Annotated in this window: 10 protein-coding genes; 2 read left to right on the plus strand and 8 right to left on the minus strand. The window is 35.5% G+C overall.

The features are described from left to right. Positions 1–53: 53 nt before the first annotated feature. Together ACQ65V_RS04620 and ACQ65V_RS04625 are read right to left on the minus strand one after the other, a co-directional pair. Positions 54–4,841, minus strand: a complete 4,788-nt coding sequence (locus ACQ65V_RS04620) for a reprolysin-like metallopeptidase (protein WP_430467060.1) — start codon at positions 4,839–4,841, stop codon at positions 54–56. A 167-nt stretch (positions 4,842–5,008) separates the two neighbouring features. Then, positions 5,009–8,878 carry a M14 family zinc carboxypeptidase gene (locus ACQ65V_RS04625; protein ID WP_430467061.1) on the minus strand — a complete coding sequence of 1,290 codons (3,870 nt, stop codon included), beginning with the start codon at positions 8,876–8,878 and terminating at the stop codon, positions 5,009–5,011. Between the two features lie 225 nt (positions 8,879–9,103). Here ACQ65V_RS04625 and ACQ65V_RS04630 point away from each other — a divergent pair, with 225 nt between their 5' ends. Continuing rightward, positions 9,104–10,795 (plus strand): ABC transporter ATP-binding protein, encoded by a 1,692-nt coding sequence (locus ACQ65V_RS04630; RefSeq protein ID WP_430467062.1) that lies wholly within the window; start codon positions 9,104–9,106, stop codon positions 10,793–10,795. A 359-nt stretch (positions 10,796–11,154) separates the two neighbouring features. Here the strand turns inward: ACQ65V_RS04630 and ACQ65V_RS04635 are convergent, their stop codons facing one another. The 5 genes from ACQ65V_RS04635 to ACQ65V_RS04655 form a co-directional block, all read right to left on the minus strand. Beyond that, the gene (locus ACQ65V_RS04635) at positions 11,155–11,808 is read right to left on the minus strand and encodes a CoA transferase subunit B (RefSeq protein ID WP_412559654.1); all 654 of its coding nucleotides are present in this window, start codon (positions 11,806–11,808) and stop codon (positions 11,155–11,157) included. Positions 11,809–11,810: 2 nt separating this feature from the next. After that, entirely contained in the window at positions 11,811–12,512 is a 702-nt protein-coding gene (locus ACQ65V_RS04640; RefSeq protein ID WP_273292791.1) for a CoA transferase subunit A, read from the minus strand. An 89-nt stretch (positions 12,513–12,601) separates the two neighbouring features. Next, positions 12,602–14,962 carry a penicillin-binding protein 1A gene (locus tag ACQ65V_RS04645; protein WP_430467063.1) on the minus strand — a complete coding sequence of 787 codons (2,361 nt, stop codon included), beginning with the start codon at positions 14,960–14,962 and terminating at the stop codon, positions 12,602–12,604. Positions 14,963–14,967: 5 nt separating this feature from the next. Next, the gene (locus ACQ65V_RS04650; protein ID WP_430467064.1) at positions 14,968–15,471 is read right to left on the minus strand and encodes a gliding motility lipoprotein GldH; all 504 of its coding nucleotides are present in this window, start codon (positions 15,469–15,471) and stop codon (positions 14,968–14,970) included. Then, the gene (locus ACQ65V_RS04655) at positions 15,455–16,639 is read right to left on the minus strand and encodes a PSP1 domain-containing protein (RefSeq protein WP_155087935.1); all 1,185 of its coding nucleotides are present in this window, start codon (positions 16,637–16,639) and stop codon (positions 15,455–15,457) included. The genes ACQ65V_RS04650 and ACQ65V_RS04655 overlap by 17 nt, the downstream gene beginning before the upstream one ends. A gap of 193 nt (positions 16,640–16,832) precedes the next feature. Between ACQ65V_RS04655 and ACQ65V_RS04660 the strand changes: the two genes are divergently transcribed. After that, a complete protein-coding gene (locus ACQ65V_RS04660) occupies positions 16,833–18,233 on the plus strand; it encodes a T9SS type A sorting domain-containing protein (RefSeq protein ID WP_430467065.1) in 1,401 nt (466 codons plus the stop codon). Between the two features lie 39 nt (positions 18,234–18,272). Here the strand turns inward: ACQ65V_RS04660 and ACQ65V_RS04665 are convergent, their stop codons facing one another. After that, entirely contained in the window at positions 18,273–19,343 is a 1,071-nt protein-coding gene (locus ACQ65V_RS04665; RefSeq protein ID WP_430467066.1) for a rhodanese-related sulfurtransferase, read from the minus strand. Positions 19,344–19,580: the final 237 nt, after the last annotated feature.

The raw sequence follows: 19,580 nt of genomic DNA on the forward strand, positions 1-19,580 counted from the left end.
AACAAAAAAAGCTCAGATTTCTCTGAGCTTTTAATCAAATACTTATATAACAATTACCTTACAATTAGTTTTTTAGATATTTTGTTTTTCGTATCTTTTAGTTGAACTAAATAAACTCCACTTACAAATCCAGAAGTGCTTATTGTATTAGACAAACTGCCTACTGGTAGATCTTGGTTTAATATTTCTCTACCTCTAACATCAAAAATTGTGAGCTCCGTTAACTCATCTAGCTGGCCTTTTACAACGATTTGTTTTGGGTTTTCCAAGCTTATAATTTGAATAGTTTCTAAACTAGAGTCATCAACATTTAAAACACTTTGATTGAAACGCAAAAAGAACCGTCCTATCCCTTGCAAATCTGACGCGTCAGATAGAATAAAATCAGTATCATTTAAAAGCGTAAAGGAATTGTTTTGACGATCTTCCAAATAAATATCGATTTCTTCAGGGAAACTATAATCAGATAAACTTATCGTTAATTGCTGACCTGCAACTGCATTTATTCCAATTGGGATTATAGCATCATTTGCAATATCTAAATTAGAAATAGCTTGAATGGCCATATCAGTGCCATCATTATCTTCAACTAGCTGAGAGTAAATGCTAAAGTCTGGGGCAATACTTCCGAAAGTTCTAGCATCATAGCCAGGATCTAAACTTAAGGATGCATCATCAGAAACATAAAATTCTGTATGGTATGAATTACCTTCGCTTGTAAGATTTAATTTAAAATAAGATATGCTACTTGGATTATTTCTACCTGCAATAAAATCATCAGAATTTCCGATTTCTCTCATGCTAGGTGTAAAACTAATTGTTCCTCCTCCAGGAATTGAAGCGACTAAAAAGCCTTGTCCAGGTGTGATTTTCGCATTCGGATTTAGCAAAGAATATGCTTGATTCCAAATGGTCCATCCGTTTGATGCATTACCATCATAGCCATAAATACCTACATTAGGCACAGCCAATTGAGAATCGTTTGCCGTTAAAAAGTCTGCCAACGAAATATAAGATGGATAAGGGTTACCTACAAGATTCCATTCTGGGTACGTTGATCCTGATACCTCTATTGGGACATTTATATTTCCTGTATTTACAGTTCCAAAAAATTCAAAAGTTGAGTTATTCGTAGATGCGGCTCTATAACCTGTACCAGCATCTAAGGTAGCTGTTTCTGTATTTGAATACAAAACATATGTATTTGCTGGCTTTTCAAACGGACCAAATAAGTAAAGGGTGTTACCATTACTACTTACTATATTACTGTTGCTACTTGCAAATACGTTAAAGGCTTGTCCTGAAACTGGTGGAGCAATTAAATCGTTTGCGTCACCTTCGCCAACTGTAGCGGTATTATTGGCATGTCTAAAATATCTCACGTTACCTGTTACAGTACCATCGACAATTAAACTTGAATAATTAGTTGAAACAGAATTGAGCGATAGCATTCCATCGCTGACTATATTGCCATTTAACGTTAGCGAACCAGAAGAATCTAACTGCAGTTCAGCACCTGTTCTTATAATAATATCATTCAATTCTACATCAGATGTTATTGTGCTTATACCATCAAGTACAAGAGCATTGTCGGTGCCAGTTGTATTATCTGGTGCATTTGGTGTCCATGCATTATTAGTAAATAGTAGTCCATCAAAGGCCATATTGACCGTATAGTCTTCAACTTCACCAAACCCAAATGATTCACATTGAGTTGGGATACCTTCATATTTTAACGAAACTCGCATCCTTGTTGGTCCTAAGAGTGCATCATTAGGTATAGAAATATTACCCGTAACTGGATTATCTTGTGTAGGCGCTTGTGTAAATACCTGCTCACCAGAATCATCAAAATCCCCATCTTGATTAAAATCTATCCAGACAGAATATCCTTCATCATAATTTGTCCCTGGCCATAAAGGTGTAATTGAAATAGGGTATGATGATCCAATAAATAAGTTTGTACTTATACTGGTAAAATCTGAATACCCTAAACTAGTTGCACTATCACCAGAATCATTATCAATTGTATTTAAGGTAACGTTAGAGATATACTCATCACTTGTATTATTACCATTAGAGCTACAATAAGTCGGTGCTCCTATTCTAAAATGATCAATAGCTATATCGCTTTCAAATCCATTTCCAGTTAAACCTGTAATCCTAAATTTAACGGTAAGTCCGTTATACGCAGAAAGGTCTAACTGCACAAAATTCCATTGGTTACCTTGATTTCCACTTTGGGTAAATAGAGTAATCCAATTAGACCCATCGTCAGTTGTAACTTCTAAAGTAAGTGTTCCTGTATCTCCACCAAACATATGGTTATAAAATGATAAAAAAGGATTACTTTCTGAGCTCAAATCAAAGCATGGACTATCTAATATGGCTGTTGCATTAGCACCAATCTCACCAGGTGTATTATTAGAGGATGCTTCTATATATAGATAATTTCCTCCTCCGGTAATATCATCTGAAGGTCCAGTACCTCCAGAAGGGGTTCCGTTATTAGCTAAACCATTATATAAAATCCAATCGCCATCATCTCCACTAGCTTGAATCCAATCACCAATTCCAGAATCATAGGATTCTTCATATGGAAAAGAATTTATTAATGCTCCTGTACATGGTGGAATTGCAGTTGTAGAAAACAACAATGTTGTTGAATATGCTGAATTAGATGCCGTACATACACTTCTTATTTCAAGTTCATAATCAGTTGTAGGAGTTAAACCAGTTAGTTGGTATGTGTTTGAAGTGACACCAGTAATATTTGTATAAGGTGTTGTACCTACTTCTCTGTATCTTATATCAAAGGTAGCCCCTACATTCGAGTCCCAATCAATTGTTGCAGAATTGAAACTTACATTTGAAGCTGATAAACCTGTTGGTACAATAGGGTTACAAGGAATAGGTGCATCAATTGTGAAATTAGTGTCAGAAATGTCAAAGAATATATTATTAGATCCTCTTACCATTATTCTATTTTGGTTTCCTTGATTGTTAGGTATTACAACGTTATGAGACCCGTCATTGGTAACACCTGTTGCAAGGGAAATTGGATACGTATCTCCTCCATCAGTAGACAAGAATATATTGACATTAGCGGCATTTACACCATTACCTGTCGTCCCTGCTACATCCCATGTTATTGTCTGTGTTGTTCCTGCGTTCCATGTAACATTTGTATTTGGTGAGTTAACTACAAATGGTCCTGCAGTCCCATTAACAGTAACCACCATATCATCACTATTGTTTGTTCCACCTCCCGCAACATTATCTCTAACTGTTAGTCTAAAATTTAATGTTCTTGCCACATTAGGAACCGCTTCCCATTGCCAAGACGTTGCACCAGTTTTAATGGTCTGTAATCTTGGGAAATAGCGAAAACTGTCTGATGTGGGTTCATAGGCCCTAAAAGCAACGCCTGTGGTCGCCGTTGTACTAGGATAAGTTGTTGAAGCATTGTTTTCATCCATCTGCTCCCAACTATATGTTAAAGCATTTGAAGGCGTATCTGTATCAGTAGCCGAACCCTCTAAAATAAAAGCTGTACCTCTAGGAATTGTATAGTTAGAAAGTGCTGTTATAACAGGAACTGCGTTGCCTGTATTAGTATTGGTCTGGCAACTTGTTGATTTTACATAATCCGTAACTTGCTCAATAGACACTGCATGAAAATTAGGGTGAACATTTGCTTGCACGTCAGTAGCACCAGTTATACCTGCGTAACTCATAATTGTAGATCCACTTCCTGGCTCTACCTGTACATTTGTACCTTCATTTCCTCCATGAGTCCATGTATGATTAGCACCAAATTGATGGCCCATCTCATGTGCTACATAATCTACATCAAAAAAGTCACCAACAGGATTTGTTGCAGAAGTCCATCCACTTCCCTTTTGGTTATTAACACAAACACAGCCTATACAACCTGCATTACCATTATTCTGAAGATTGGCAAAAAGGTGTCCTATATCATAATTTGCTTCACCAATAACAGAGGTTAATGTGTTTTGTAACTCTGAATTATAATTCGTAGTTGTGTTGCCATAAGGATCTGATCCAGAGTTAGTATAAATGACATTTGTGGTGTTAGCAATTAAAGTCAAGGTAACATTAAAATCTACTTCAAAAATACCATTGACTCTTGTCATTGTCGTATTAATAGCGGCTAAGGCATTAGATACCGTTCCACCATGAAACTGTGTATATTCTCCTGTTGCAGAAACTGCTAACCGATATGTCCTTAGAATTGAGTCATCTGCATTTCTAAATGCCGTACCATTATTTATGACGCTGTTAACCTGTTCTGTTACTGAGCATTCAAAATCATTATTAGTATTTACCCTATCCTTTCTATTGAAAACAATATATGAATTGGTATCCTGTCCTATTGGTTCAATAAATGTGTTTTTACCATTAGCCGAAAGAATCATTCCACTAAAACCATAAGGAGACAAACTAAACCTTAAAACGGATGAAGCATTATCTATACCTTGGCCAACATATGATCTAATTTCGGGATAAGCTGCTTGTAAATCTGGATGCATAACAGACGCTTCTTTAATTGAAAAGCGCTCTAATTTTCCATCAGAATTGGGAAACGATAAAATTGTAGTTGTAGAAACTGAACTATCACTTCGTTGGGCAACACCCATTAAAGATTGTCTTAACCTATCTGTGTCTAAATTAAAGGACTGAGAATTGTTTAAGGATTGATGACTCTCCTTTAAAACCTCATTAGACCTTAAGGATTCTTTTTGCCATATTGCATTATCTTGAGACCAGGTCATGGTCGTTGCCACCATAGCAATAATCAACAATATTTCTTTTTTCATAACATTTTTGAGTTAATATTCTAAATTTTACAAATACCACTCTTATTTAGCTTGCTACTATGTAAATAATGATAAACCTAATTTTAAGTAAGCACTGTTTATTTACTGCGTAAAATACAAAAACAGCCTAGATTTCTCTAGGCTGTTTAATAAAATTAATACGTCATTTATCTTATTACTAGCTTTTTAGTGATAACATTTGCTCCGTTATTTAGTTGCACTAAATATATACCCTTCATTATTCCAGAGGTATTTACTGTATTAAAGTTTTTATTAATATCTAAATCTTTAACAATAACTTCTCTTCCTTGGATATCATATAATGCTAATTTTGTTTTCTCATTTAGTTGCCCTTTTATAACTATTTGCTGCAATTCAGCATCATTAAAAATTTGCAATCCGTCAAATTCTGATGTATTAGTTGACAATACTTCTTGTCCAAATCTTAGGTAAAATCTACCTATGCCAGACATGTTTGAGTCTGGTATAAAACTAAAGTCTTCTGAATTTAAATGTGTAATGGTATTATCAACTATGTCCTCTAAGTAAACATCTTGAGTAACATTAGAACCTTCTAAGCTTATCACTAATTGTTGTCCTAGATTAGCATTAATTCCTAGAGGTATAGTTGTAGTAATGTTAAGGTCATCATTACCTATAGACTGTATTGCCATATCTTTACCTTCATTATTTTGGGCAAGTTCTGAATATATTGAAAAATCTGATGGAGCTCCTCCAAAATGTTCTGCATCATAACCCATATCTAATCCTAAAGTAGAGTTATCGTTAAAATAAATATCAGTCTCGAAAGTGTTTTCTGTTGATGTCATTTTTAAGACAAAATGCCCAACTGTTGTTGATGGATTTCTACCAGCAATAAAATCATCTGATGATCCTATTGATCGCATCGATGGTGTAAACGAAATATTCGCTCCGCCGTCTTTAGACGATACAAAAAATCCTTGACCTGGTGCAATTAATGTACCTGGGTTTGCCGATGCATATGCTAAATTCCATATAGTCCATTTACTTCCATTTGAAGCATCAGCGTCATATCCGTAAACCGCTGCACTAAATGGATCTAGTTCAGACACATTTGCAGATAAGAAATCTTCTAATTTTATATAGCTGGTATATGGATTTCCTATTAAATTCCACTTATCGTAATTACTTCCGGTTTTTTCAATAGCAACGTTAACATTTCCTGTGCTGACTGCTCCCGAAAATGTGAATGTACCATTATCTGTTGATGCCACTCTATATCCCTTTCCAGCTTCCAAGTTTACTGCTTCATTATTTGCGAAAAGCAAATAGTCATTAGTTGGCTTTTCAAAATTTCCGAATAGATATTGTGTTTGGCCTGTATTTGATAAAATGTTGGAATTGTTAGATAAAAAATCTACAAATGATTGTCCACTAACAGGTGGGGCAATTAAATCATTACCGCCAGCATTAGAATTAACATGACGGTTATAATTAATATTACCTGTTGCCGCACCTGACAGCATTAAACTAGAGAATTCGTTAGAATCTGAGTTTAATACAAACTCACCGTTATTAGTTATGTTTCCCGCTACTGTAACTGACTGACTTTTGTCAACATTGATTGTAGCTCCTGAATTAACGGTAATATTATTAACACTAATTGCAGAGTTAACATTATATGTTCCGTCTTCTATTAAAATATTTGTAGAAGATGTAGCTCCGGTAGGTGCGCTAGGTGTCCAAACATTACTACTAAAGACTAAACCGTTGAACAAATTAATAGTATAATCTTCAACCTCTCCATAGTTATAGCCATTTGTATCACAAGCTGGTGGTGTTGCATTGTATTGCATAGCTACCCTCATTCTGGTGTTACCTATGCTAATTGATAATGGCACAGTAAAAGTAGCACTCACAGTTGTATTTTGTGTAGGTGCAATGTTCATAACACGCTCGGCTGTTGTGAAATTTCCATCTTTATCATAATCTATCCATACACTATATCCTTCAGAAAAAGTTGTTCCCGTCCATTGAGGAGTAACTGTAATAGTGTATTGTACTCCAGAAATTAATGTTGTGGAAATATTTGTGAAATCAGAATAGCTTTGAGCACCTGATACATTATCGATAGTGTTTAGTTGAACTCTTCCTATATATTCGTCAGAAACATCACCACCTAAATTTGCACAATAAGTTACCGCAGATGTACTAAAACTATAGGCACTAGAATATGCTGAGGTATTAGAATTACATAATGACCTTACTTCGAATTCATAATCAGTATCAACAGTTAAACCTGTGATATTATATGAATTTGTAGATAACCCATTAACGTCTATCCAAGTAGGAGATCCAACCTCTCTATATCTTAGGTCAAAAGTAGATCCTGTTGAGTTCCAGCTTAAATTTGCTGATGTTGTTGTTATAGAAGACGCGTTTAAGGTATTAGGTACCGAAGGTGTAATCGGAGTAAGTAATATGTCCGATAAATCTACTATCGCCCCATCAGTTATTGATTGACTACTTAAAGTAACGGATTGATAACACGGAGCGCTAATCAATAAATCATACGTTCCTCCTTTTATAGGTCTGTAAAAATCACCATCTACGTCTGATGAAACTTCAGATCCATATGAATCATGACCAACTACAGTGATTGTAGCACCCTCTATTGGGTTTGTATCCGAGGCATCTTTTACCAAACCTCTAAATCCATAAGTTCCTTGAGTTAAATAATCTAGTAAGGCATCTCTATTGTAATACCAATAATCTACTAATGAACTCTCTGGCAAAACTTTGGTATCTGATAATTCTATGGTTACCTCTCTACATTGCTGATAAACATTCATATAATCTTGTCTTCCACCATATACACGATACCATTCAGCACCATGAGTTACTCCCGGACTTTGGGAGTAATTGTTTTGCCAAGGTTGACTTCCTGCACTGCCATCCCAATCGTCATCATCAGTCATATAAGACGATTTATTAGTATACGTTGGTGTTGATGTATTACCAGCATTAGCATCGGTTTGGCAATGTGTGGCATATTCTACACTTATATATTCATACCAATCTGTGTCTGCATGTGTGTATTGCGATGTGGCATAGGCATTATCAAAAGGATAATTCACAAGTTCAGTACCACCATGAAAATTAGCAGCAATTACAAAATTATGCTGATCTGCAAAGTTCATAAAGGCAATAGTTTCTGTTTGATAAACTTCACCATCAGGATGTGGTCCCGCTACGTTATCTGGATAATTTCTATTTAAATCTATATTGTTACCGTTCCCTCTTCTGGCACTCCCTACAGAAGTGTTTGATGCACTATTATGATAGGTTCCATCTGGATTTGCACTAGGGTTAATCCATATTTCGGCATTTTCAACTAGGTTTTTTACTCTAGCATGATCCGCATGACCCGTATCACTATAGACCGTTAATATATAATCTATCAATGTTAACATCATAGGGTATCCTGCAATTTCATCTCCATGCATAGAGGATGTAAACATCAATTTAGGTTCTGCCTCATCTACTGAAACATTATCAGATATTTTTACAAATAAAAGTTCTTTATCGCCTTGACCTGTCGTGCCGATACTTATTTTCTCTACCAAAGCAGGATAATCATCTTCAAAATCTTGCATTTGTTGCGCATATTCTGCATAGGTTGGGTAGCTACTAAGCGGAAATGTAAGTGTTGACATCATACCTCGACTTACTAAAGGTCTAACATCGTAAATTGTAGCTTCATCAACTTCGTTTTCATTTTTTGGTACCTGATAAGAAATATTTAAAGCTTCAAAAGCTCTAAACTGAGCCTCATTGGCCCAAGCTTTTACCGTATTGGTAGTTTCATCGAAATTAATTAAGGAAATATTTCTGGTTAAAGATTTTAACCGGGATCCATCCTCAATTTGAAAGGTAAAAGTTAATTCACCTTGCTTGGATAGATAGTTCTCAGCTTTTTCTTTTTCTGATAGTTGAGCGTTTACATTAAGTAAACAAAAAAATAAAGCGGTTAAGGTTAAAGTAATTTTTTTCATTTGTTTTGGGGATTAAATGAATTTGTTGAGGGGCTAATATATTGTAAAATTTTAATAAAAACAGATAAAATGCAAATAAAATCGATGAAATGCAATATTGGTTTTTTGTTGATTTATTTATGTGCCTGAATTACAGTCTTTTAATTGTATTTGTGAGCAATTTGCTTTTAAAGTCAATATCATTGAAATATCATAATTCTATCCTTTATTTAATTATTTTTACACATGCCAAATCAAGATTTACTTAAAGTTAATGCGCTCTCAATTTCATTTTTTGGTGAAGGAATAGAGAAGAAAATTATTAAATCAATTTCGTTTGCTCTAAGACAGAATGAAATAACTGCAATTGTAGGCGAATCTGGGTCAGGAAAATCTGTATCTTCATTAGCAATAATGGGGCTTTTACCAAAAGGAATTTCTAAAATTACTTCGGGTTCAATATGGTTTGAAGATAATGACCTTGTTAAAGTTGACAACAATGCTTTTCAAAAAATAAGAGGGAATGAAATTGCAATGATTTTTCAAGAACCTATGAGTTCCCTAAACCCATCTATGCGATGCGGCAAACAGGTTGAAGAAATTTTGAAACAACACACAAAACTATCTAATTCAGAGATTAAATCTGAAGTTATTGATCTGTTTGAAAAAGTAAAACTTCCTAAACCTTTACGAATCTTTAAATCCTATCCACACGAAATCTCTGGCGGCCAAAAGCAAAGAGTTATGATTGCTATGGCTATTGCATGTAAGCCAAAATTGCTCATTGCTGACGAGCCCACTACTGCTCTAGATGTTACTGTACAAAAAGATATTTTAGATCTATTAAAAGACATCCAAGAAGAAACTAAAATGAGCATTTTATTTATCTCACACGATTTATCTTTAGTTTCAGAGCTTGCAGATAAAGTTTTGGTGATGTACAAAGGGGAAATTGTAGAGCAAGGTGACACTAGTTCTATTTTTAAAAACCCAAAACACAATTACACCAAGGCGCTCATTGCGGCAAGACCTTCCGCAGATTTTAGGCTAAAGCAATTACCAACTATTTCTGATTTCATGTCGAATGAAGTCGATAAAACCATTATCTCAAAAGAAGATAGGCTTAATCGTCATAAAACATTATACGCTCAAGAACCTTTACTAGAAGTCATTGATGTTGAAAAAACATATCTTTCAAAATCAGGTTTATTTTCTAAAGATGTTCCTTTTAAGGCGGTTGATGGTGTAAGTTTTAAAGTGTATCCTGGCGAGACCATTGGTTTGGTTGGTGAGTCCGGTTGTGGAAAATCTACTTTAGGAAACGCCATACTTCAATTGGATAAAGCCACTTCTGGAATAATAAAATACAAGGGTAATGACATTACTGTGCTAGAAAAGAAGGAGTTACGTGAATTACGCAAAGATATTCAGATAATATTTCAAGATCCTTTTGCCTCTCTAAACCCTCGTCTAACAGTTGGTAACGCCATAATGGAGCCTATGAAGGTCCACAATGTTGGCAATTCTTCAGCTGAACGTAAAGAAAAAGTGTTAGATATTCTTAATAAAGTAGGACTAGAAGGCTCGGCTTTTTATAGGTATCCGCATGAATTTTCTGGTGGACAACGTCAACGTATAGGCATTGCAAGAACTATTGCCCTAGAACCTCAACTGATTGTTTGTGATGAATCCGTGTCTGCATTGGATATTTCGGTACAGGCACAAGTTTTAAATCTATTGAATGATTTGAAATCGCAATTTGGATTTACCTATATTTTTATTTCACACGATTTAGCCGTTGTAAAATATATGGCAGACCAATTATTGGTTATGAATAAAGGAAAAATTGAAGAATTAGGAGATGCTGATGATATTTATGCATCCCCAGAAAAGGAATACACCAAAAAATTAATTCATGCTATCCCAAAAGGGTTATAGCATGAATATTTTCTTGGTTAACTTTAAAACACCTGAAATTACTCTCATTGTGTTTTTAATGTTCGAAAACAAAACGTTTTCGTTCAAAGTAGGTTCTGGTAGATTTGATTTAGTTTTCATAAGCTAAGTTTATGGTAGATTTGGGGCAAAATCAATAAATTAAGTTTATGGTAAATTTGGTCAATTTAGTTTTTATTTGGGTTTGCTAATATGAAACAAATATTCATTTTATCAGTTGTAATACTTTATAATTCGATAAAATGCATATAATTTTAACATTTGTAGTCTGTTTCGTCTTCTTTTCTTACAAAAAAACCGCAAGTTAATATGCGGTATAACATTTTTGCAAATAGAATTCTCTAAAACTCCATTTCTTTAATCTCACCTTCAACGATTAAGTGACCATCAGTAGCGTTTTTAATGTCCTCAACAGATACACCTGGAGCACGTTCCAATAGTTTAAAACCTTTATCTGTAACTTCTATAACTGCCATATTGGTTACTATTTTCTTTACACAACCAACGCCAGTAAGCGGTAATGAGCATGTTTTAAGCAGCTTAGATGCTCCTGCTCTATTAGTATGCATCATCGCAACAATTATATTTTCGGCACTGGCAACCAAATCCATGGCACCTCCCATACCTTTGACCATTTTTCCAGGTATTTTCCAATTTGCAATATCTCCGTTCTCCGCAACCTCCATCGCTCCAAGAATGGTTAGATCTACATGTTGCCCTCTAATCATTGAGAAACTCATAGCAGAATCAAAAAAAGATGCTCCTGGTAATGTTGTTATAGTTTGTTTTCCTGCGTTGATAATGTCCGCATCTTCCTCTCCTTCAAAAGGAAATGGGCCCATGCCCAAAACTCCGTTTTCACTTTGAAATTCTACCTCAATATCATCTCTCACATAATTTGCAACTAAAGTAGGTATGCCAATGCCTAGATTAACATAATAACCATCTTGTACTTCCTTAGCTATGCGTTTTGCTATTCCGTTTTTGTCTAACATTCTTAATTCTTTTGCCTAACTGTTCGTTGCTCAATTCGTTTTTCGTAATGTGCACCTTTAAAGATTCGTTGCACAAAAATACCAGGTATATGAATTTGATTAGGGTCCAATTCACCTACAGGAACAAGTTCCTCTACCTCAGCTACATTTATTTTTGCCGCACCGCACATATTGGGATTAAAATTTCTGGCTGTTCCTTTAAAAATTAAGTTGCCCGCTGCATCACCTTTCCAAGCCTTTATAAATGCAAAATCTGCTTTAAATGCATGTTCTAAAACATACATTTTACCATCAAATTCTCGTGTTTCCTTTCCCTCTGCCACTTCAGTGCCGTAGCCAGCTGGTGTGTATATTGCTGGAAATCCTGCTTGGGCTGCCCTACAACGTTCTGCTAAAGTGCCTTGTGGAATCAACTCTACGTCTAATTCTCCTGACAGCATCTGACGCTCAAACTCATCATTCTCACCAACATAAGATGAGATCATTTTATTGATTTGCTTTTGCTGTAACAACAGCCCTAAACCAAAATCATCGACACCTGCATTGTTAGAAATACAGGTTAAGCCTTTTACATTCAGCTTCACAAGTTCTGCAATGGCATTTTCAGGAATACCAGATAAGCCAAAACCACCAAACATAAAGGTCATATTATCCTTTACGCCTTGCAAAGCTTCAGTAACATTAGCTACTTTTTTACTAATCATAAATTGAAAAATTATCTTCTGAAAAATACAAAAGACTAAACAAACTTCATACTAAAATTTGCTTAAATATGTCGAAGAAGTATGTTGCCTTATTCGAAATCTACATCAACTTCGACATCATCATCATCAGTATCAGAATCGGCACCAAGATCACCTTCATCGTGCACAGAACAATCAACATTAATGGTCAATCCAGATGGTTTTTCAAATTCATCTTTAGAAACATCCAGAGTTTCATCGGCATAACAAGCCTTCATGTAAAGTCCCCAAATAGGTAGTGCCATAGAGGCTCCTTGACCATAAGTAATAGTTTTAAAGTGAGCAGCCCTGTCTTCTGCACCTACCCATACACCAGTTACTAAGTTTGGCACCATGCCCATAAACCAGCCATCACTTTGGTTCTGTGTCGTACCAGTTTTACCAGCTATCGGATTTGTTAATTCATAAGGATAGCCTGTCATAATTTCTTTATACATGGCATTCCATTTATCAAACCCTTTGTGCCTTAATCTTCTACCTGAGCCTGCTTGTGTTACTCCTTCCATAAGGTTAACAGTTACGTAAGCGACTTCCTCACTCAAAACATCTTTACTTTCTGGCGTTACTTGATAAAGAACGGTTCCGTTTTTATCTTCAATACGCGTCACCATTACGGGTTTATTATAAACACCTTTATTGGCAAAAGTAGAATAGGCTGCCACCATTTCGTATACACTTATATCAGCAGTTCCTAATGCAATAGCTGGCACAGGTAAAATCTCTTGCTCAACTCCTAATTTTTTAGCCATTTCAACCACAGGTTGTGGACCAATTTCATTCATTAGACGTGCAGTGACAGTATTAGTAGAACTTGCCAGAGCATCTTTTAAGGTTTGCTTACCAGAATAATTACCGTCAGAATTTTTTGTTGTCCAAGACTCTGGATTACCAAATTTATTAGCCTCAATTGTGATTGGTGTTCTTGGGAAAGAATCGCACGGAGACACTTGCAATTGGTCAATAGCTGTGGCATAAACAAAAGGCTTAAACGTAGAACCGACTTGGCGCTTACCTTGCTTTACCATATCGTACTGAAAATGCTTATAGTTCATACCGCCAACCCAAGCTTTTACATGGCCAGTTATTGGGTCCATAGACATCATGCCTGGCTTTAAGAACGACTTATAGTAGCGCATAGAGTCTATTGGCTTCATAACCGTATCTACCTCACTGGCTTTTCCATCTATCCATTTAAATACCGTCATTTCAACTGGTTTGTGAAAAGATGCCTCAATTTCTTTGTCTGATTTTCCTTGGTTTTTTAAAATTCTCCAACGTTCTCCTCTACGCATTCCATCTTTCATCAACTTATTGATTTCAGACTGGTCTAATTCCAAAAACGGAGCTGTTGGGTTTCTATCCGGAGTATTTTGATGATCAAACTCTGCCTGAAGTCTTGGCATGTGTTGAGCTATAGCGTCTTCAGCATATTGTTGCATACGCGAATCAATAGTGGTGAATACTTTTAACCCGTCGCTATACAAGTCGTATTTACTGCCATCTGGTTTTCTATTGTTTTCATCTTCAGCCCATTCTTTCATAAAACCTCTAAGATATTCTCTGAAATAAGTGGCTATACCTTCGCGATGAGACTCTGGTGAGTAATTTAAATCTAATTCTGTTGCTTGTAATGAATCCTTTACTTCTTCGGTAATATATTCGTACTTATGCATTTGCGCTAAAACAACATTACGTCTATTTTTAACTCCTATAGGATTTCTTCTTGGGTTGTATAATGAAGAGTTTTTAAACATGCCAACCAGCATAGCTGATTCTTTTAAATCCAAATCCTTAGGCTCTTTACCAAAATAGATTCTGGAAGCGGAACGAATTCCATCACCATTGTTTCCAAAATCGTAAATATTGAAATATTGCGCTATGATTTCCTCTTTAGTATATTGACGTTCTAACCTAATAGCTATTATCCATTCTCTAACTTTTTGAAGTGCGCGTTCTATACTGTTTTTTGAAACTTGATCAGTAAACAATTGTTTCGCCAATTGTTGCGATATCGTACTTGCTCCACCTCCTCTACCAAGTTTGAAAATTGCTCTAAGTGTACCTCTGCCATCTATGCCTGAGTGCTCATAGAAACGAATATCTTCAGTAGCTATTAAAGCATCAACCAAATTTTTTGGCAAATCTTCATAACCAACTGGAGTTCTATTATCGTTAAAATAAAATTTGCCTAAGGTTTCGCCATCTGAAGAAATAATTTCGGTAGCTAAATTAGTCTCTGGGTTTTCTAATCTGGTATGATCTGGCATTTCGCCTAAAAGTCCCCAAGATGCTAAAAGAAACAATAATACGAATGCAAAAATACCGCTTGCAAAAAGTATCCAAAATCGTCTTATATATTTTGAAAAGTCTATTGCTTCTGTTTTAGATTTTGTCGTTTTCTTTTTTGCCATAATTATTACTCTTGAGCGTTCTCTACCCTAAAACCAACATCTGTTATACCTTCTAAATTCACCACGCCATTTACGTCTCCGTTTTTTCGCATAGCATGTTGAATGTTTACATTATAGTCTCCTGTTTCACTAAATTTAAACGGCGACTTATAACCTCTATACCAAAGCTTGTTTTCCTTAATGTCAGAAAATCCTGTCCCTAAAAGCTCACCGTTTGGAGCAGCCATTTTATATTCTAAAGTGTCTTTTACAGCTTTACCGTTTGGGTAATTTAACTCTACAATGAGAAATAAATTACTGAACTTATAATCGTTAGTATTTCTGAGATTAACATAAAGATTATAATTCTTTATAGTGTCTGGCGCTTTAAAATTAAAACTCGCAACTGAATCTTTATGCCATTTGTTAGGAACAGACTGATATTCGTCATAAACCGCTTTAGAATCACAACTTGTAACCATAAACAAACTAACAAGTGCCAATAGTAACCAACTAGTTCTTTTTTGCATTTTGTTTTTGATTGCGGTTTCTGTTGCGGTTTTTATTTCTCTTCCTATTGTTTTTACGTTTCTTATTTGATTTTGGATTATCGAAACGTGTTAAACTATCCTGACCTACAACGTTCTCAAACTCGGTTTTAGTGTCTTGAATGTGCTCAGCTGCATATTCTTCGAGGCTTGCAACTTTTTCTTTTTTCTTGTTTTTTGCAATAATTTCGTTAGCCTGTTTGGTTGTAATGACGTGCCAATTCATCCATTCTCCTTCATAGGCGTACCACATAAGACCTTTAAAAATATCTGTCTTTTGGCAAACTGCAGTTCCTTTTTCAGTGTAAAGTTTTATGTCGGTTTTTGGAAAATCCTTTAATGCATCTAAGTAAGCATCAAGTTCATAATTTAAACAACACTTTAACTTACCGCACTGGCCAGCTAACTTTAATGGGTTTAAAGATAATTGTTGATAACGCGCTGCAGAAGTGCTAACTGATCTAAAATCCGTCAGCCAAGTAGAACAACACAATTCCCTTCCGCAAGAGCCAATACCACCAAGTCTTGCCGCTTCTTGTCTAAAGCCAACTTGCCTCATCTCTATACGCGTTCTGAACTCACGAGCAAAAACTTTGATCAGCTCCCTAAAATCTACACGTTCTTCAGCAGTGTAATAAAAAGTTGCCTTGCTGCCATCTCCTTGATACTCTATGTCAGAGATTTTCATCTTCAGATTAAGGTCAATAGCAAACTGACGTGCTTTTACCTTCATTGCCTCTTCTTTGTCTCGCGATTTTGACCAAACATCTATATCTCTTTGAGATGCTTTTCGGTATATTTTTAGAACGTTTTCTTCGTCATTGATATCTACCTTTTTGCGCTTCATCTGTACACGCACCAATTCACCTGTTAAAGTGACCATGCCTATATCGTGCCCAGATTTTGCTTGGGTAGCGACAATATCGCCTATACTTAACGTTAAGTTTTCTGTGTTTTTGTAGTATTGTTTTCTTCCATTTTTATAGCGAACTTCAACACCATTAAAGGGTTCTTGTCCGCTAGGAAGTGACATATTTGCCAACCAGTCAAAAACCGTGAGCTTATTGCAGCTGTCTGTACCGCAGGTCCCATTGTTTTTACATCCTTTTGGTTGGCCGTCTTTACCAGTTGCACAACTGTTACAAGCCATAAAAAGTTTTATATATTCAATCTAGATATAAAAAGTCTAGATAAAGGATTCATAATTTATTAATGAGTAAAGATAAGATTATTTCTTAAGTCAAATAAAGAGTTGGCTAATAATAACTTATAGAATATTGTTTATCTTAATGCTCACATTTTCAGATTAGTTCGATGTTACTACAAACCAATACCTTAACATTATGAAATCAAAAATTACATTATTCAGTTTTGTCCTCAGTTTTATCTTCAGTTTTGCTCAACAACCTTCATCTGACGTTACTGGTGGTGAATTTGTTTTTAATCCTGAAAAAGCGGAATGTCTAACTGATGCTCAACGAGAAGTCATTTATCAGAATATACAATCTCGTATCTCCGAATTAAGTCAAAACAACCGCCTAGCTTATTCTGCCGAAAACAGAGGTGCTCATCCTTTATTTGTATGGCCTTTACAAAAATCAACCAATTCAACTTATAATGAAATTTATGGTATTTCTGGTTATATAGATCATAATGCTGCATACCCAGACCAATTGACCGATTACAATTGTGGTACACGATCTTACGATACCGATAACGGGTACAATCACCAAGGTATAGATTATTTTACTTGGCCCTTCGGATGGAAAATGATGGACAATGACGAAGTAGAGATTATTGCTGCCGCTCCTGGACAAATTGTTGCTAAAAGCGATGGTAATTTTGATCGCAGTTGCGATTTTGATACTACAACACCTTGGAATGCCGTTTACATTCAGCATAGTGATGGTAGTATTGCTTTGTATGGACATATGAAAAATGGCTCAACTACGACCAAGAATATTGGTGATATGGTCATTGAAGGGGAATATCTTGGTGTTGTTGGTAGTTCTGGTGTTTCTACTGGACCTCATTTGCATTTTGAAATATTTACTGATGCTACATTCACCCAACTTGTAGATCCTTATGCTGGCACCTGCAATAGTTTTAATGCTGATTCTTGGTGGCAAACCCAAAGGCCTTACAATAATCCTGGAATCAATGCCGTGTTAACGCACACAGCTGCTCCGGTTTTTCCGGCCTGCCCAACTACTGAAACTTCTAATGAGAGTGATCAGTTTGATTTAAATGACACTGTAACTTACTTCATTTATTTAAGAGATCAGGTTGCCGGAACAACGGTAAACCTTAAAGTAATAAGACCAGACAACACCTATTTATATAATTGGGATTTTGATCTTAATGACAATTACTATGCTTCATATTGGGGAGGATGGACTTCGGTCGCAAATATTGCTGGAGAATGGAAATGGGAAGCCACGTATAATGGACAAACTGTAACCCATAGCTATTATGTTGGTGCTTTAAGTGTGGAAGAAGAAGGGCTGGAAAGCACTTCAATTTACCCAAACCCCTTTAATGACATAGTTAATATTAATTCTACCTCAAAAGTCAAAAGTGCAAAAGTTGTTGATATTTTAGGTAAGACCATCAAAACTTTCGAAGAAAATTCTCCTGAAGGTATTAAAGAATTAAATCTCTCAGAACTTTCTGACGGAATGTATTTTGTAACTCTAGAAGGAGAACAAAACCAAAAGAAAACAATCAAACTTATTAAAAAATAGACATTAAAAAAGGCTCTGGTTTAACCTAGAGCCTTTTATTTATTTTGAAGATTTAAGTGTTTCAAATATATTTCTCAAATCTTTCTTATATGGTAGGTGGTCCGCTCTTCCTTTTTTAAATATGTCGTTACTGTTTCCTTGCCCTCTGCGCAAAGCTTTTTGTTCTTCATAAGACAATTTAATGACTTCTTGACAATTTGTAGAGCAGCAATTATCCATCTTTTCTTTACACTCATCACACTGAATAAATAATAAATGACAAGCTTCATTAGCACAATTGGTATGTAAATCTGCGGGCTTGCCGCATTGGTGACAACTAGCAATAACATCATCGCTAATGCGTTCTGACCGTCGTTGATCGAAAACAAAATTCTTTCCAATAAATTTATTTTCAAGACCTTCTGCTTCAACTTGTCTAGCATAATTTATTATACCACCCTCTAACTGAAATACATTTTTAAATCCTTTGTGTTTATAGTAGGCACTGGCCTTTTCACATCGAATTCCACCAGTACAGTACATAACTAGCTTTTTGTCTTCTTTGTATTCTTTTAAATCTTCTTCTATCAAGTCCAGTGATTCCCTAAACGTATCTACATCTGGTGTAATGGCGTTTTTAAAATGGCCTATTTCACTTTCGTAATGGTTACGCATATCCACTAAAACCGTGTCTGGGTCTTCAATAAGTTCGTTGAACTTTTCTGCATTTACATGAACCCCTTTATTGGTCACATCAAAAGTATGGTCATTTAAACCATCGGCAACAATCTTATTACGTACTTTAACTTTTAGTTTTAAAAACGCAAAATTGTCGTGCTCAATGGCAACGTTCAACCTTACATTTACAAGAAACGAGATAGTGTCTAAATGATTTTTAAAGGCTTCGAAATTCTCTGCAGGGACAGATAGCTGAGCATTAATGCCTTCGTTAGCAATGTATATTCTACCTAAGACATCTAGCTGGTCCCAAGCCAAGAACATGTGGTTTCTAAAAATTTCGGTATTGCCAATTTTGGCGTACTTGTAGAAAGAGATTGTTAAGCGGTCTTTTCCCGCTTTTTCAATAAGTTCTGCTCTTTCTTTAGCACTTAAGTTATTGTACAGTTGCATGCTATACTAATTTTTTAAGGTTAAAGAATTAAAGTACATCTCTGCTAAAGCCTTGATGTATATTGTGCAAAGGTATTCATTTTAATATTTTTTCATTAAAAAAGCACCGTGAAATTATCAAGGTGCTTTTCTAACTAACCACTAACTTAAAACTAATTGAAAAAGTTAACTCACTTAGACTTTTCGGCTGTTGAACTAAACAACAGCCGAGTCGTCATGTGTTTTGCTAATTGTTAT

It is taken from the genome of Winogradskyella ouciana (assembly GCF_965284585.1).
GTDB lineage: Bacteria > Bacteroidota > Bacteroidia > Flavobacteriales > Flavobacteriaceae > Winogradskyella > Winogradskyella ouciana.

Coding starts and splice junctions, on each gene's coding strand:
- ACQ65V_RS04655 (WP_155087935.1), bottom strand. CDS start 16,639: ATGGCTTGTAACAGTTGTGCAACTGGTAAAGACGGCCAACCAAAAGGA.
- ACQ65V_RS04640 (WP_273292791.1), bottom strand. CDS start 12,512: ATGATTAGTAAAAAAGTAGCTAATGTTACTGAAGCTTTGCAAGGCGTA.
- ACQ65V_RS04665 (WP_430467066.1), bottom strand. CDS start 19,343: ATGCAACTGTACAATAACTTAAGTGCTAAAGAAAGAGCAGAACTTATT.
- ACQ65V_RS04620 (WP_430467060.1), bottom strand. CDS start 4,841: ATGAAAAAAGAAATATTGTTGATTATTGCTATGGTGGCAACGACCATG.
- ACQ65V_RS04625 (WP_430467061.1), bottom strand. CDS start 8,878: ATGAAAAAAATTACTTTAACCTTAACCGCTTTATTTTTTTGTTTACTT.
- ACQ65V_RS04630 (WP_430467062.1), top strand. CDS start 9,104: ATGCCAAATCAAGATTTACTTAAAGTTAATGCGCTCTCAATTTCATTT.
- ACQ65V_RS04650 (WP_430467064.1), bottom strand. CDS start 15,471: ATGCAAAAAAGAACTAGTTGGTTACTATTGGCACTTGTTAGTTTGTTT.
- ACQ65V_RS04635 (WP_412559654.1), bottom strand. CDS start 11,808: ATGTTAGACAAAAACGGAATAGCAAAACGCATAGCTAAGGAAGTACAA.
- ACQ65V_RS04660 (WP_430467065.1), top strand. CDS start 16,833: ATGAAATCAAAAATTACATTATTCAGTTTTGTCCTCAGTTTTATCTTC.
- ACQ65V_RS04645 (WP_430467063.1), bottom strand. CDS start 14,962: ATGGCAAAAAAGAAAACGACAAAATCTAAAACAGAAGCAATAGACTTT.